The organism is Streptomyces sp. NPDC050806 (assembly GCF_055586425.1).
On the sequence record NZ_JBVJIF010000008.1, the window covers coordinates 212198 to 224416 of the forward strand.

The 12219-nt window shown below is 65.7% G+C and carries 22 protein-coding genes; all 22 read left to right on the forward strand.

Translation table 11 applies throughout. From position 1 onward, the window contains the following. Position 1: 1 nt before the first annotated feature. The 22 genes from rplP to ACZ6WH_RS25860 all read left to right on the forward strand — a co-directional run bounded on the left by rplP (position 2) and on the right by ACZ6WH_RS25860 (position 12075). Positions 2 to 421 carry a 50S ribosomal protein L16 gene (gene rplP / locus ACZ6WH_RS25755; RefSeq protein WP_052864765.1) on the forward strand — a complete coding sequence of 140 codons (420 nt, stop codon included), beginning with the start codon at positions 2 to 4 and terminating at the stop codon, positions 419 to 421. Further along, positions 421 to 645 (forward strand): 50S ribosomal protein L29, encoded by a 225-nt coding sequence (gene rpmC / locus ACZ6WH_RS25760; RefSeq protein ID WP_004950453.1) that lies wholly within the window; start codon positions 421 to 423, stop codon positions 643 to 645. Before rplP ends, rpmC begins: the two co-directional genes overlap by 1 nt. Beyond that, positions 645 to 929, forward strand: coding sequence for a 30S ribosomal protein S17 (rpsQ, locus tag ACZ6WH_RS25765; protein WP_030619920.1), 285 nt, complete (start codon positions 645 to 647; stop codon positions 927 to 929). Before rpmC ends, rpsQ begins: the two co-directional genes overlap by 1 nt. Positions 930 to 1063: 134 nt before the next feature. Further along, positions 1064 to 1432: a 50S ribosomal protein L14 gene (gene rplN / locus ACZ6WH_RS25770; protein WP_003974257.1), complete on the forward strand. Its 369-nt coding sequence runs from the start codon at positions 1064 to 1066 to the stop codon at positions 1430 to 1432. Positions 1433 to 1435: 3 nt separating this feature from the next. After that, on the forward strand, positions 1436 to 1759 hold the full coding sequence (rplX, locus tag ACZ6WH_RS25775) for a 50S ribosomal protein L24 (RefSeq protein WP_030062892.1): 324 nt from the start codon (positions 1436 to 1438) through the stop codon (positions 1757 to 1759). After that, positions 1759 to 2319: a 50S ribosomal protein L5 gene (gene rplE / locus ACZ6WH_RS25780; protein ID WP_030262823.1), complete on the forward strand. Its 561-nt coding sequence runs from the start codon at positions 1759 to 1761 to the stop codon at positions 2317 to 2319. The genes rplX and rplE overlap by 1 nt, the downstream gene beginning before the upstream one ends. Positions 2320 to 2324: 5 nt before the next feature. Further along, positions 2325 to 2510, forward strand: coding sequence for a type Z 30S ribosomal protein S14 (locus tag ACZ6WH_RS25785; RefSeq protein ID WP_003956452.1), 186 nt, complete (start codon positions 2325 to 2327; stop codon positions 2508 to 2510). A 290-nt stretch (positions 2511 to 2800) separates the two neighbouring features. Further along, entirely contained in the window at positions 2801 to 3199 is a 399-nt protein-coding gene (rpsH, locus tag ACZ6WH_RS25790; RefSeq protein WP_260639342.1) for a 30S ribosomal protein S8, read from the forward strand. Positions 3200 to 3221: 22 nt separating this feature from the next. Beyond that, the gene (gene rplF / locus ACZ6WH_RS25795) at positions 3222 to 3761 is read left to right on the forward strand and encodes a 50S ribosomal protein L6 (RefSeq protein WP_361558225.1); all 540 of its coding nucleotides are present in this window, start codon (positions 3222 to 3224) and stop codon (positions 3759 to 3761) included. 3 nt (positions 3762 to 3764) lie between these two features. Continuing rightward, the gene (gene rplR, locus ACZ6WH_RS25800; RefSeq protein ID WP_361558228.1) at positions 3765 to 4148 is read left to right on the forward strand and encodes a 50S ribosomal protein L18; all 384 of its coding nucleotides are present in this window, start codon (positions 3765 to 3767) and stop codon (positions 4146 to 4148) included. Positions 4149 to 4194: 46 nt separating this feature from the next. Next, positions 4195 to 4800 carry a 30S ribosomal protein S5 gene (gene rpsE, locus ACZ6WH_RS25805; RefSeq protein ID WP_361558231.1) on the forward strand — a complete coding sequence of 202 codons (606 nt, stop codon included), beginning with the start codon at positions 4195 to 4197 and terminating at the stop codon, positions 4798 to 4800. Beyond that, entirely contained in the window at positions 4797 to 4979 is a 183-nt protein-coding gene (gene rpmD, locus ACZ6WH_RS25810) for a 50S ribosomal protein L30 (protein ID WP_383411262.1), read from the forward strand. The genes rpsE and rpmD overlap by 4 nt, the downstream gene beginning before the upstream one ends. Before the next feature lies 1 nt (position 4980). After that, complete coding sequence (gene rplO, locus ACZ6WH_RS25815; protein ID WP_346092392.1) at positions 4981 to 5436, forward strand: 50S ribosomal protein L15; 456 nt, start codon at positions 4981 to 4983, stop codon at positions 5434 to 5436. A gap of 272 nt (positions 5437 to 5708) precedes the next feature. Continuing rightward, positions 5709 to 7022, forward strand: coding sequence for a preprotein translocase subunit SecY (gene secY, locus ACZ6WH_RS25820; protein ID WP_361558238.1), 1314 nt, complete (start codon positions 5709 to 5711; stop codon positions 7020 to 7022). Further along, positions 7022 to 7678 (forward strand): adenylate kinase, encoded by a 657-nt coding sequence (locus tag ACZ6WH_RS25825; RefSeq protein WP_469731005.1) that lies wholly within the window; start codon positions 7022 to 7024, stop codon positions 7676 to 7678. Before secY ends, ACZ6WH_RS25825 begins: the two co-directional genes overlap by 1 nt. A 137-nt stretch (positions 7679 to 7815) precedes the next feature. Then, positions 7816 to 8658 (forward strand): type I methionyl aminopeptidase, encoded by an 843-nt coding sequence (gene map, locus ACZ6WH_RS25830; RefSeq protein ID WP_469731006.1) that lies wholly within the window; start codon positions 7816 to 7818, stop codon positions 8656 to 8658. Between the two features lie 187 nt (positions 8659 to 8845). Further along, positions 8846 to 9067, forward strand: a complete 222-nt coding sequence (gene infA, locus ACZ6WH_RS25835; RefSeq protein ID WP_030262853.1) for a translation initiation factor IF-1 — start codon at positions 8846 to 8848, stop codon at positions 9065 to 9067. A 59-nt stretch (positions 9068 to 9126) separates the two neighbouring features. Continuing rightward, positions 9127 to 9240, forward strand: coding sequence for a 50S ribosomal protein L36 (rpmJ, locus tag ACZ6WH_RS25840; protein WP_003956441.1), 114 nt, complete (start codon positions 9127 to 9129; stop codon positions 9238 to 9240). 199 nt (positions 9241 to 9439) lie between these two features. Then, the gene (rpsM, locus tag ACZ6WH_RS25845) at positions 9440 to 9820 is read left to right on the forward strand and encodes a 30S ribosomal protein S13 (protein WP_030262856.1); all 381 of its coding nucleotides are present in this window, start codon (positions 9440 to 9442) and stop codon (positions 9818 to 9820) included. Between the two features lie 63 nt (positions 9821 to 9883). Next, the gene (gene rpsK / locus ACZ6WH_RS25850; protein WP_004571845.1) at positions 9884 to 10288 is read left to right on the forward strand and encodes a 30S ribosomal protein S11; all 405 of its coding nucleotides are present in this window, start codon (positions 9884 to 9886) and stop codon (positions 10286 to 10288) included. A 27-nt stretch (positions 10289 to 10315) separates the two neighbouring features. Continuing rightward, a complete protein-coding gene (rpsD, locus tag ACZ6WH_RS25855; RefSeq protein WP_361558249.1) occupies positions 10316 to 10942 on the forward strand; it encodes a 30S ribosomal protein S4 in 627 nt (208 codons plus the stop codon). Between the two features lie 110 nt (positions 10943 to 11052). After that, positions 11053 to 12075: a DNA-directed RNA polymerase subunit alpha gene (locus ACZ6WH_RS25860; protein WP_003956430.1), complete on the forward strand. Its 1023-nt coding sequence runs from the start codon at positions 11053 to 11055 to the stop codon at positions 12073 to 12075. Positions 12076 to 12219: the final 144 nt, after the last annotated feature.

Genomic DNA, 12219 nt, shown 5'->3' on the forward strand with positions numbered 1-12219 from the left:
CATGCTGATCCCTCGCAGGGTCAAGCACCGCAAGCAGCACCACCCCAAGCGCCATGGCATGGCCAAGGGTGGTACCGAGCTCGCTTTCGGTGAGTACGGTATCCAGGCCCTGACCGGGGCCTACGTGACGAACCGGCAGATCGAGTCCGCTCGTATCGCCATGACCCGTCACATCAAGCGTGGCGGCAAGGTGTGGATCAACATCTACCCCGACCGTCCGCTGACGAAGAAGCCTGCCGAGACCCGCATGGGTTCCGGTAAGGGTTCTCCGGAGTGGTGGGTCGCGAACGTCAAGCCCGGCCGGGTGATGTTCGAGCTGTCCTTCCCGAACGAAAAGGTTGCCAAGGAGGCGCTGACCCGCGCCGCCCACAAGCTTCCGATGAAGTGCCGCATCGTGCGGCGCGAGGCAGGTGAGTCGTGATGGCGGCCGGTACCAAGGCGACCGAGCTGCGCGAGCTGAACAACGAGGACCTCGTTGCGAAGCTTCGTGAGGCCAAGGAGGAGCTGTTCAACCTCCGCTTCCAGGCGGCGACCGGACAGCTTGAGAACCACGGCCGGCTGAAGGCCGTCCGCAAGGACATCGCCCGGATCTACACCCTGATGCGTGAGCGCGAGCTCGGCATCGAGACGGTGGAGAGCGCCTGATGAGCGAGACGAATGTGACTGAGAAGAAGCAGGAGCGCGGCTTCCGCAAGACCCGTGAGGGTCTGGTCGTCAGCGACAAGATGGACAAGACCGTCGTCGTCGCCGTCGAGGACCGCGTCAAGCACGCGCTGTACGGCAAGGTCATCCGTCGTACGAACAAGCTCAAGGCGCACGACGAGCAGAACGCCGCGGGTGTCGGCGACCGTGTCCTCCTCATGGAGACCCGGCCGCAGTCCGCGACGAAGCGCTGGCGCGTCGTCGAGATCCTCGAGAAGGCCAAGTAATTCCCCTTAGGGAATTGCGAAGGCAAGCACATCCCCCCGAGGGGGATTCCCTCGGAAAAGTTCCGCCAGGCTCGGCAGGGACGCGCCACTAGGAGCGTCCCTGCCGGGAACCGGCAGACGATCAGGAGATAGACGTGATCCAGCAGGAGTCTCGGCTGCGCGTCGCCGACAACACGGGTGCGAAGGAAATTCTCACCATCCGTGTTCTCGGTGGCTCGGGCCGACGCTACGCGGGCATCGGTGACGTCATCGTCGCCACCGTGAAGGATGCGATCCCCGGTGGCAACGTGAAGAAGGGTGACGTCGTCAAGGCGGTCATCGTGCGCACCGTGAAGGAGCGCCGCCGTCCCGACGGTTCGTACATCCGCTTCGACGAGAACGCGGCCGTCATCCTCAAGAACGATGGCGACCCCCGCGGCACCCGTATCTTCGGCCCCGTGGGCCGTGAGCTGCGCGAGAAGAAGTTCATGAAGATCATCTCGCTCGCGCCGGAGGTGCTGTAACCGATGAAGATCAAGAAGGGCGACCTGGTCCAGGTCATCACCGGTAAGGACAAGGGCAAGCAGGGCAAGGTCATTCAGGCCTTCCCCCGCGAGGACCGTGTCCTGGTCGAGGGTGTCAACCGGGTCAAGAAGCACACCAAGGCCGGCCAGACCGCTCGTGGTTCGAAGACCGGCGGCATCGTGACGACCGAGGCCCCGATCCACGTGAGCAACGTTCAGCTCGTGGTGGAGAAGGACGGCAACAAGGTCGTTACCCGCGTCGGGTACCGCTTCGACGACGAGGGCAACAAGATCCGCGTTGCCAAGCGGACCGGTGAGGACATCTGATGACTGCCACCACCAACGCACCGCGCCTCAAGCAGCGCTACCGCGAAGAGATCGCCGGGAAGCTGAAGGACGAGTTCTCGTACGAGAACGTCATGCAGATCCCCGGCCTGACCAAGATCGTGGTCAACATGGGTGTGGGCGACGCCGCCCGCGACTCCAAGCTGATCGAGGGCGCCATCCGCGACCTCACCACGATCACCGGCCAGAAGCCGGCCGTGACCAAGGCCCGTAAGTCCATCGCGCAGTTCAAGCTGCGTGAGGGCCAGCCGATCGGTGCCCACGTCACCCTCCGCGGTGACCGCATGTGGGAGTTCCTGGACCGCCTGCTGTCGCTCGCGCTGCCGCGCATCCGCGACTTCCGTGGTCTGTCGCCGAAGCAGTTCGACGGCCGCGGCAACTACACCTTCGGTCTCACGGAGCAGGTCATGTTCCACGAGATCGACCAGGACAAGATCGACCGCACCCGGGGTATGGACATCACCGTGGTCACCACGGCGACCAACGACGACGAGGGCCGTGCCCTTCTGCGTCACCTCGGCTTCCCGTTCAAGGAGGCGTGAGCGAGATGGCGAAGAAGGCTCTGATTGCCAAGGCTGCTCGTAAGCCGAAGTTCGGTGTGCGCGCGTACACCCGCTGCCAGCGCTGCGGCCGTCCGCACTCCGTCTACCGCAAGTTCGGCCTGTGCCGCGTGTGCCTTCGTGAGATGGCTCACCGTGGCGAGCTGCCGGGCGTGACCAAGAGCTCCTGGTAATTCCCACCCGCCGCCCAACCACCGCCCCTGAAGGGCGCCCTGGCGGGCGACAGGATCGAATGGGAATTACCGGAGACTCTCGGTAAGCAGCCGGACGGCGGGAGCCCACCCCTTCATCACCTAGAGTGGAAGGGTTGGGCGCCCGCCGCCCGAGACCGACCGCGGACCTCGTGTCCGCTCAAAGTCGCTTACTACGCCGTAGGTCCCCGTGCCGCACCCGTCCCGCCCATGAGTGGGGAGAGGGATGGCGCATATAGGAAACCCCGGCGAGAGAGGCCGAAGGCCAATTCATGACCATGACTGACCCCATCGCAGACATGCTGACCCGTCTGCGTAACGCGAACTCGGCGTACCACGACACCGTCGTGATGCCGCACAGCAAGATCAAGTCGCACATCGCGGAGATCCTCCAGCAGGAGGGCTACATCACCGGCTGGAAGGTCGAGGACGCCGAGGTCGGCAAGAACCTCGTCCTCGAGCTGAAGTTCGGCCCGAACCGCGAGCGCTCGATCGCCGGCATCAAGCGGATCTCGAAGCCGGGCCTGCGGGTCTACGCAAAGTCCACCAACCTGCCGAAGGTCCTCGGCGGCCTGGGCGTGGCGATCATCTCCACGTCCCACGGTCTCCTGACCGGTCAGCAGGCCAGCAAGAAGGGTGTAGGCGGAGAAGTTCTCGCCTACGTCTGGTAACCAGGGAACGGAGGAATAGCTAATGTCGCGTATTGGCAAGCTGCCCATCCAGGTTCCCGCTGGTGTGGACGTCACCATCGACGGCCGGACGGTCTCCGTGAAGGGCCCCAAGGGTTCCCTTCAGCACACCGTCGCCGCGCCGATCGATGTCGCCAAGGGTGAGGACGGCGCCATTGCCGTCACCCGCCCGAACGACGAGCGTCAGAACAAGGCCCTGCACGGCCTGTCCCGCACGCTGGTGGCGAACATGATCACCGGCGTGACCCAGGGCTACAGCAAGGCGCTCGAGATCAGCGGTGTGGGTTACCGCGTCCAGGCGAAGGGCTCCAACCTGGAGTTCTCGCTGGGCTACAGCCACCCGATCCTGGTCGAGGCCCCCGAGGGGATCTCGTTCAAGGTCGAGTCCCCGACCAAGCTCAGCGTCGAGGGCATCGACAAGCAGAAGGTCGGCGAGGTCGCCGCGAACATCCGCAAGCTGCGCAAGCCCGACCCGTACAAGGCCAAGGGCGTCAAGTACGCCGGCGAGGTCATCCGCCGCAAGGTCGGAAAGGCTGGTAAGTAAGCCATGGCATACGGTGTGAAGATCGCGAAGGGCGACGCCTACAAGCGCGCCGCCGCTAAGCGTCGCCACATCCGCATCCGCAAGCGGATTTCGGGTACCCCGGAGCGTCCTCGTCTGGTCGTGACGCGCTCCAACCGTGGCATCACCGCGCAGGTCATCGACGACATCAAGGGCCACACCGTGGCCTCGGCGTCGAGCCTGGACGCGTCGATCCGCGGTGGCGAGGGCGACAAGAGCGCCCAGGCGAAGCAGGTCGGCGCCCTGGTCGCCGAGCGTGCCAAGGCTGCCGGTGTCGAGGCTGTCGTGTTCGACCGTGGTGGCAAGCAGTACGCAGGGCGGATTGCCGCTCTGGCCGACGCCGCCCGCGAAGCCGGGCTGAAGTTCTGAGCCCCGGTTCCGTAGCTAGCGGACGTAACAGAGAGAGGTAATTCCAATGGCTGGACCCCAGCGCCGCGGTGGCGGCGCCGGTGGCGGCGAGCGGCGGGACCGTAAGGACCGGCGGGACGGCGGCGCAGCTGCCGAGAAGACCGCCTACGTCGAGCGTGTTGTCGCCATCAACCGTGTCGCCAAGGTTGTGAAGGGTGGTCGTCGCTTCAGCTTCACCGCGCTGGTCGTGGTGGGCGACGGTGACGGCACCGTGGGTGTCGGTTACGGCAAGGCCAAGGAGGTGCCGGCCGCCATCGCCAAGGGCGTTGAGGAGGCCAAGAAGCACTTCTTCAAGGTCCCCCGTATCGCCGGCACCATCCCGCACCCCATCCAGGGCGAGAAGGCCGCGGGCGTCGTCCTGCTCAAGCCTGCTTCCCCCGGTACCGGTGTGATCGCCGGTGGCCCGGTGCGCGCCGTGCTCGAGTGCGCCGGCATTCACGACGTGCTGAGCAAGTCGCTCGGTTCGTCGAACCCGATCAACATCGTGCACGCCACGGTGACGGCGCTCCAGGGCCTCAAGCGGCCCGAGGAGATCGCCGCCCGTCGTGGCCTGCCGCTGGAGGACGTTGCTCCCGCCGCTCTGCTGCGGGCGCGTGCCGGGGTGAATGCGTGATGCGCATCAAGATCACCCAGACCAAGTCCTACATCGGTAGCAAGCAGAACCACCGTGACACGCTGCGTTCGCTCGGCCTCAAGCGGCTGAACGACAGCGTCGTGCGGGATGCCCGTCCCGAGGTCGTCGGCATGGTGCACACCGTGCGTCACCTCGTGACGGTCGAGGAGGTCGACTGACATGGCGGAGAACAACCCGCTGAAGGTCCACAACCTCCGTCCTGCCCCGGGCGCCAAGACCGCCAAGACCCGTGTGGGTCGTGGTGAGGCGTCCAAGGGTAAGACCGCTGGTCGTGGTACCAAGGGCACGAAGGCCCGTTACCAGGTTCCGGAGCGCTTCGAGGGTGGGCAGATGCCCCTCCACATGCGCCTCCCGAAGCTGAAGGGCTTCAAGAACCCCGCCCACAAGCAGTTCCAGGTCGTGAACCTGGAGAAGCTGGCCGCGCTCTACCCGCAGGGTGGCGAGGTCACGGTGGCCGACCTGGTCGCCAAGGGCGCGGTGCGCAACAACGAGCTCGTCAAGGTCCTGGGCCAGGGCGAGATCTCCGTGGCGCTGCAGGTGACGGTCGACGCCGTCTCCGGCTCCGCCAAGGAGAAGATTGCCGCCGCGGGCGGCAGCGTCACCGAGCTGCTCTGACGCGGCTCGCACGCGAGTGAATCAACTGACCGGGGATGCCCACGAATTGGGGCATCCCCGGTTGGTCGTTCCAAGGGGGGCATGGTCGCCGGTAAGGTGGCGTGCACTATTGCTGTACTTTCGCCGGGGACTGCCGCGTCGGGTACCTGATGCGGCGGGCCGCGGAGAATACGCCGCGTGGCCGGGGGCCACGCGGTTTTCGGCCGCTCAGTATTCGTAGATCCTCAAGACCGTCACCTCTCGCCCACGAGGCGGGGGGCGCAGGAGGCACCGTGCTCACCGCGTTCGCCCGAGCGTTCAAGACGCCCGACCTGCGCAAGAAGCTGCTGTTCACGCTGGGCATCGTGCTGGTGTATCGGCTCGGGGCGCACGTACCGGTTCCGGGAGTCAACTACTCCAATGTCGAAGCCTGCATGAAGCAGGCCGGCTCCGGTAGTGGGCTTTTCGGTCTGGTGAACATGTTCAGCGGCGGTGCGCTGCTCAAGATCACACTCTTCGCGCTGGGGATCATGCCGTACATCACGGCAAGCATCATCCTTCAGCTGCTCACCGTGGTGATCCCACGGCTGGAGGCCCTGAAGAAGGAGGGCCAGTCCGGGCAGGCGAAGATCACGCAGTACACCCGCTACCTCACCGTGGCGCTGGCCATCCTTCAGGGCACCGGCCTCGTGGCCACCGCCCGCAGTGGCTCGCTGTTCAGCACCTGCACCCTGCGCAACGAGATCATTCCGGACCCCGCGATCTTCACGACCATCACGATGGTCATCTGCATGACCGCCGGCACCGGCGTCGTCATGTGGCTGGGTGAGCTCATCACCGACCGCGGTATCGGCAACGGCATGTCGATCCTGATGTTCATCTCGATCGCCTCCGGCTTCCCGGCCGCGCTGTGGCAGATCAAGGTGTCCGGCAAGCTCGCCGACGGCTGGATCGAGTTCGGCTCCGTGATCGCGATCGGACTCGTCATGATCGCGCTGGTTGTCTTCGTCGAGCAGGCTCAGCGCCGTATTCCGGTGCAGTACGCCAAGCGGATGATCGGTCGTCGTTCGTACGGCGGAACGTCCACCTATATCCCGCTCAAGGTGAACCAGGCAGGTGTGATTCCTGTCATTTTCGCGTCGTCGCTGCTCTACATCCCGGCGCTGATCGCGCAGTTCAGCGGTTCCAAGGCGGGCTGGGCCACGTGGCTTCAGACACATTTCCAGCGTGGAGATGGCCCGGTTTACATCGTTACGTACTTCCTGCTGATCGTGTTCTTCGCCTTCTTCTACGTCGCCATCTCCTTCAACCCCGAAGAAGTTGCCGACAACATGAAGAAGTATGGTGGCTTCATCCCGGGTATCCGGGCTGGTCGCCCGACGGCCGAGTACCTCAGCTACGTGCTCAACCGGATCACGTGGCCGGGCTCGCTGTATCTGGGTCTCATCGCACTGGTGCCGACGGTGGCGTTGGTGCTCTTCAACGCGGACCAGAACTTCCCGTTCGGCGGGACGAGCATCCTGATCATCGTGGGTGTGGGTCTGGAGACCGTGAAGCAGATCGAGAGCCAGCTTCAGCAGCGTAACTACGAAGGGTTCCTCCGCTGATGCGAATCGTCCTCGTCGGTCCTCCTGGGGCAGGCAAGGGTACGCAGGCTGCGTACCTCGCCGAGAACCTCGCCATCCCGCACATCTCCACGGGTGACCTGTTCCGCGCCAACATCAGCCAGGGCACCGAGCTCGGCAAGGCGGCCAAGGCCTACATGGACGCGGGCAACCTGGTGCCGGACGAGGTCACGATCGGCATGGCCAAGGACCGCATGGAGCAGACCGACGCGACGGACGGCTTCCTGCTGGACGGCTTCCCGCGCAACCTCGCGCAGGCCAAGGCGCTGGACGGGATCCTGGAGGACGCCGGCCTGAAGCTGGACGCGGTGCTGGACCTGGAGGTCCCGGAGGACGAGGTCGTCAAGCGGATCTCCGGCCGCCGGATGTGCCGCAAGGACGGCAAGCACATCTTCCACGTCGAGTACAGCCCGTCGAAGACGGACGGCAGCTGTGACATCTGCGGCGGCGAGCTGTACCAGCGCGAGGACGACCGCGAGGAGACCGTGCGCAAGCGGCTGGAGGTCTACCACACGGAGACCGAGCCGATCATCGACTACTACAAGGCGCAGGACCTCGTGGTGACCATCCCGGCACTCGGGAAGGTCGACGAGGTCACCCGGCGGGCCATGGGCGCGCTGGAGCGCGACGCCGCGTAGGCGGTACGCACCGGCTCTTCGATACGGCCGCGGCACCCGGCAGGGGCGCCGCGGCCGTATCGTGTACGGGAGCGGCTTTCGCGGCCGCCCGCAATGAAGAAACGTTCGAGTCGTCGGTTCAGGAAGGCGTCAGCTCAATGCTGGAGATCAAGACCCCCGAGCAGATCGCGAAGATGCGCGAGGCGGGGCTGGTCGTCGCCGCTATCCACGCCGCCACCCGCGAGGTGGCCGTGCCCGGAGCCACCACCAAGGACCTGGACGACGCGGCGCGCAAGGTGCTCGCCGAGCACGGCGCGAAGTCGAACTTCCTCGGGTACGGCGGCTTCCCCGCGACGATCTGCACGTCCGTGAACGACGTGGTCGTGCACGGCATCCCGTCCGCCGACACCGTGCTCCAGGACGGCGACATCATCTCCATCGACTGCGGCGCGATCGTCGACGGCTGGCACGGCGACGCCGCGTACACCGCCTTCGTGGGCTCCGGTCACTCCGCGGAGCTGGTCGAGCTCAGCCGGGTGACCGAGGAGTCGATGTGGGCCGGCATCGCCGCGGTCCGCAAGGGCAACCGCCTGGTCGACATCTCCAAGGCCATCGAGGGCTACATCAAGCGCCAGCCGCGCCCCTCCGCCGGTAAGTACGGCATCGTCGAGGACTACGGCGGCCACGGCATCGGGTCCCAGATGCACATGGACCCGCACCTGCTGAACTACGTCGACCGCAAGCGCGGCCGCGGCCCCAAGCTGGTCCCGGGCTTCTGCATCGCCATCGAGCCGATGGTCAATCTCGGCACCGCGAAGACCCACGTCCTCGAGGACGACTGGACCGTGAAGTCGAACGACGGCGGCTGGTCCTCGCACTGGGAGCACTCGGTCGCGCTGACCGAAGAAGGCCCCCTGGTCCTGACCGCCCCGGACGGCGGCAAGGCCAAGCTGGCCGAGCTGGGCATCGAGACCGCTCCCGATCCTTCCCCAAGGTCTTAAGGACCAGGGGACGCCCCAAGCGTAACGATCTCCTCGGCTGGGCAATAATCGTGGATTCGTCTTTTCGGGTGCGCTGACGTAGACTGACGCGTCGGCTCTCGTGCATCCGCATGCCTGCGTCCCCGGACGCGGGAATCGGGTGATTCTGACGAGAGCTGATCAAGGTAGCCGATTCGAAGGGCGAAGCGTGGCCAAGAAGCAAGGTGCCATCGAGATCGAGGGCACCGTGATCGAGTCCCTCCCGAACGCGATGTTCAAGGTGGAGCTTCAGAACGGTCACCAGGTCCTCGCGCACATCAGTGGCAAGATGCGGATGCACTACATCCGTATCCTCCCGGATGACCGGGTCGTCGTGGAGCTTTCTCCGTACGACCTGACGCGTGGGCGGATCGTCTACCGCTACAAGTAGATCTTGCCCGCGCCCCGCTCCCGTGGGGCAAGGCACTGACCCGGAGAACCTCACATCCCATGAAGGTCAAGCCGAGCGTCAAGAAGATCTGCGACAAGTGCAAGGTGATCCGCCGCCACGGCCGGGTCATGGTCATCTGCGACAACCTGCGCCACAAGCAGCGCCAGGGCTGACGCACGCCGACCTGCATTTCGCAGTTCTTCGCGCGACGCAAGCGATACGTACATACGCAGAGCCCGTCCGGCCGTAAAGGCCGACGACACCTCCGGCGGGGGCCGGAGACCTGGGCCGTACCACTGCTCCGGCAAGCGAGCGGTCGGCGGTCAGGAATGACTCTGCGGAAGACCCCCGATTCAACACAGGAGCCATTCGATGGCACGCGTTTCAGGTGTTGACATCCCGCGCGAAAAGCGTGTGGAGGTCGCCCTCACCTACGTCTTCGGCATCGGCCGCACGCTGGCGAAGCAGACCCTCGCCGCTGCCGGTGTCGACCCGAACACCCGCGTTCGTGACCTTCCCGAAGAGGACCTGGTCAAGATCCGCGAGTACGTGGACGCCAACCTCCAGACCGAGGGTGACCTCCGTCGCGAGATCCAGGCCGACATCCGCCGCAAGGTCGAGATCGGCTGCTACCAGGGCCTGCGCCACCGTCGTGGCCTGCCCGTCCACGGCCAGCGCACCAGCACGAACGCTCGTACCCGCAAGGGCCCGCGTCGCGCGATCGCCGGCAAGAAGAAGCCGGGCAAGAAGTAGTCCTCAGCGGACGCTTATCAGCGGTCTTCGCTGTAGGACCGACCACCTCCACGGGAGTAATTCATGCCTCCGAAGGGCCGTACGGCCGGCGCCAAGAAGGTGCGCCGCAAGGAGAAGAAGAACGTCGCCCACGGGCACGCTCACATCAAGAGCACGTTCAACAACACGATCGTTTCGATCACCGACCCCACCGGCAACGTGATTTCCTGGGCTTCGGCCGGTCACGTGGGCTTCAAGGGTTCGCGCAAGTCCACCCCGTTCGCCGCGCAGATGGCCGCCGAGTCGGCCGCGCGTCGCGCGCAGGAGCACGGCATGCGCAAGGTCGACGTCTTCGTCAAGGGTCCCGGCTCCGGCCGTGAGACCGCGATCCGCTCCCTCCAGGCCACCGGCCTCGAGGTGGGTTCGATCCAGGACGTCACCCCGACCCCGCACAACGGCTGCCGCCCGCCGAAGCGCCGCCGCGTCTGATCCGCTGAAGTAGGAGACAACTAGACAATGGCGCGTTACACCGGGGCCGACTGCAAGCGTTGCCGTCGGGAGAAGCAGAAGCTCTTCCTCAAGGGGAGCAAGTGCGAGAGCGCAAAGTGCCCGATCGAGATCCGTCCTTACCCCCCGGGTGAGCACGGTCGCGGGCGCACCAAGGACAGCGAGTACCTGCTGCAGCTGCGTGAGAAGCAGAAGTGCAGCCGTATCTACGGTGTTCTTGAGAAGCAGTTCCTTGGGTACTACAAGGAGGCGAACCAGAAGACCGGCAAGACCGGTGAGAACCTGCTTCGCATCCTTGAGACCCGGCTGGACAACGTGGTCTACCGCGCGGGCTTCGCGAAGTCCCGCGACCACGCCCGTCAGCTGGTCCGTCACGGCCACATCAACGTGAACGGCCGCAAGACCGACATCCCGTCGGCTCGCGTCTCCGTGAACGACATCATCGAGGTCCGCGAGGGCTCTCGGAACCTGACCCCCTTCCAGGTGGCGCAGGCCGAGGCCGGCGAGAAGACCGTCCCGGCGTGGCTGGAGGCGATCCCCTCGAAGCTCCGGATCCTCGTGCACTCCCTGCCCGAGCGCCCGGTGATCGACACCCAGGTGCAGGAGCAGCTGATCGTCGAGCTCTACTCCAAGTAGTAGGGATCTGCGGTCGCGGGCGGTACGGGCTCTTTCGGGCCGTACCGCCCGTACCCTTGTAGTACAGCGGGCGTCAAATAGCGGGCGTCCTCGACTGAAGGATCAAAAACATGCTGATCGCTCAGCGTCCCTCGTTGACCGAAGAGGTCGTCGACGAGTACCGCTCCCGGTTCGTGATCGAGCCGCTGGAGCCGGGCTTCGGTTACACCCTCGGCAACTCCCTGCGTCGTACGCTCCTCTCCTCGATTCCGGGTGCGGCGGTCACGTCCATCCGTATCGACGGTGTCCTGCACGAGTTCACCACCGTGCCGGGCGTCAAGGAGGACGTCACCGACCTCATCCTCAACATCAAGCAGCTGGTCGTCTCCTCGGAGCACGACGAGCCGGTCGTGATGTACCTGCGCAAGCAGGGCCCCGGCCTGGTGACCGCTGCCGACATCGCGCCCCCGGCCGGTGTCGAGGTCCACAACCCGGACCTGGTCCTCGCCACGCTGAACGGCAAGGGCAAGCTGGAGATGGAGCTGACCGTCGAGCGCGGTCGCGGCTACGTCTCCGCGGTGCAGAACAAGCAGGTGGGCCAGGAGATCGGCCGCATCCCGGTCGACTCCATCTACAGCCCCGTGCTGAAGGTCACCTACAAGGTCGAGGCGACCCGAGTCGAGCAGCGCACCGACTTCGACAAGCTGATCGTCGACGTCGAGACCAAGCAGGCCATGCGCCCGCGTGACGCCATGGCGTCCGCCGGCAAGACCCTGGTCGAGCTGTTCGGTCTGGCGCGCGAGCTCAACATCGACGCCGAGGGCATCGACATGGGCCCGTCCCCGACGGACGCCGCCCTGGCCGCCGATCTGGCGCTGCCGATCGAGGAGCTGGAGCTCACCGTTCGGTCGTACAACTGCCTCAAGCGCGAGGGCATCCACTCCGTGGGTGAGCTCGTCGCCCGCTCCGAGGCGGACCTGCTCGACATCCGCAACTTCGGTGCGAAGTCGATCGACGAGGTCAAGGCGAAGCTGGCCGGCATGGGCCTGGCCCTCAAGGACAGCCCGCCCGGATTCGACCCGACCGCTGCGGCTGACGCGTTTGGCGCCGATGACGACGCGGACGCCGGTTTCGTCGAGACCGAGCAGTACTGAGACTCGGGCCTGACGGCCTGATTTCGACTGCGGGCCCGCTGTGGCTGGTCGCGCAGTTCCCCGCGCCCCTCACGGGGCGCGGGTTTCCGACGGGCGGCCGCCCGTTCGGTAACTGACACCGGTACCTGACACGGCCGGTGCAGA